Source organism: Streptomyces sp. P5F9, from assembly GCF_057961495.1.
In genome coordinates this window covers 1-1685 of the sequence record NZ_JBXVPZ010000873.1, presented here as the reverse complement: position 1 = coordinate 1685, position 1685 = coordinate 1, and the positions used below count along the sequence as shown (strand labels likewise).

General features: G+C 72.6%; 2 protein-coding genes. Both read left to right on the top strand.

The window, feature by feature from the left end:
• Positions 1-835, top strand: an 835-nt coding sequence (locus AC31A1_RS51055; RefSeq protein WP_489659856.1) for a (Fe-S)-binding protein, incomplete at its 5' end; no start/stop codon positions are given.
• Positions 832-1593, top strand: coding sequence for a metallophosphoesterase family protein (locus AC31A1_RS51050; RefSeq protein WP_489659855.1), 762 nt, complete (start codon positions 832-834; stop codon positions 1591-1593). The genes AC31A1_RS51055 and AC31A1_RS51050, both read left to right, overlap by 4 nt.
• Positions 1594-1685 lie beyond the last annotated feature (92 nt).

Genomic DNA, 1685 nt, shown 5'->3' with positions numbered 1-1685 from the left:
GGTGACGTTCACGCGCGGGTGGCGCCGGGAGGTGAGGGCGGCGACGCGGCGGAGCATGCGGGCGGGAGTGGAGTACTCGGAGACGCCCGCGCGGGGTCATGTCCTCCTGTGGCCGGACACGTTCACGGAACACCTCTCGCCGACGGTCGGGCAGGCGGCGGTACGGGTGTTGGAGGCGGCCGGGCTGGGCGTACTCCCGGTCCTGCCGGCGATGAGGAGGATCAGGAAGCCGGTCTGCTGCGGCCTGACCTACGTCTCGACCGGCCAGCTGGACCGCGCCCGCGAGGTGATGCGCCGCACGCTGGACGCGATGGACGAGCTCCCGGGCATGGGGGACGTGCCCGTCGTCGTCCTGGAACCGAGCTGCGCGGCGGCCCTCCGCACGGACCTCCCCGAACTCCTCCCCGACGACCCCCGAGCGGCCCGCCTGGCCGCCTCGGTGCTCACCTTCGCCGAGGCCCTGGAACGCCTCGCCCACGACTGGACCCCGCCCCGCATCGACCGCCCCACGGTCGGCCAGACCCACTGCCACCAGCACGCGGTCCTGGGCGACGCCCCCGACCGCCACCTGCGCGAGGCGGCCGGCCTGACGGGTGAACTGGCGGGCGGCTGCTGCGGGTTGGCAGGCAACTTCGGCTTCGAGAAGGGCCACTACGAGGTGTCGACGGCGTGCGCGGAGGAACAACTGCTCCCGGCGGTACGCCAGGCACCGGAGGACGCGCTGGTCCTGGCGGACGGCTTTTCGTGCCGCACACAGCTGGAGCAGCTGGCGGGGGTACGGGGCCGGCACCTCGCGGAGGTACTGGCGGACGCGCTGGAGGGAGAGGGGAAGTGACCGACGAACTCGGCCGAGTCGCCGTCCTCTCCGACATCCACGGAGTGCTCCCCGCCCTCGAAGCGGTCCTCGCCGAACCGGAGGTGGCCGCCGCCGACCGCATCGTCCTCACCGGCGACATCACGGCGGGCCCCCAACCGGCGGAAGTCGTAGACCTGTTGAGAGCCGAGGCCGACCGAGTGCTGTGGATCTCGGGCAACGCGGACCGCGAACTGGTCGAGTACCGCAGAGGCGAACGCGCCGACATCCCGGACCCCATCGCCCCGTACGCGGCGACCGCCCTCCGCCCCGACCAGGTCGACTTCCTGGCCACCCTCCCCAAGACCCTGACGCTCCCGATCCGCGGCCTGGGCAGGGTCCTCTTCTGCCACGCGACTCCCCGGGACGACGAGGAAGTCGTCCTGGTCGACTCCCGCCCCGCCCGCTGGACGGAGGTCCTCACCGGCCTCGACGACGACATCCGCACGATCGTCTGCGGCCACACCCACATGCCGTACGTCCGCCTCGCCCACGGCCGTCTGATCGTCAACCCCGGCAGCGTCGGCATGCCGTACGGCCGCGCCGGCGCCCACTGGTGCCTGCTCGGCCCCGGCACGGACCTGCGCGTAACGCCGTATGACATCCCCACGGCGATCACCCGCCTCATCCGCGAGTGCGACTACCCGGAGATCGCGGAGTGGGCGGACTACTTCCTCAACGCACGGGCGTCGGACACGGAGGCGCTGGAGACCTTCGGCCCCCGGGACGGGCGCGGGTGACTGCCTAGGCTGGCCGTTCGACCACGGTTTCGATCCGCCAGGGAGCCCGCGTATGACCCACCTCCGTCTCCGCCCCATCACCCCCGCCGAAC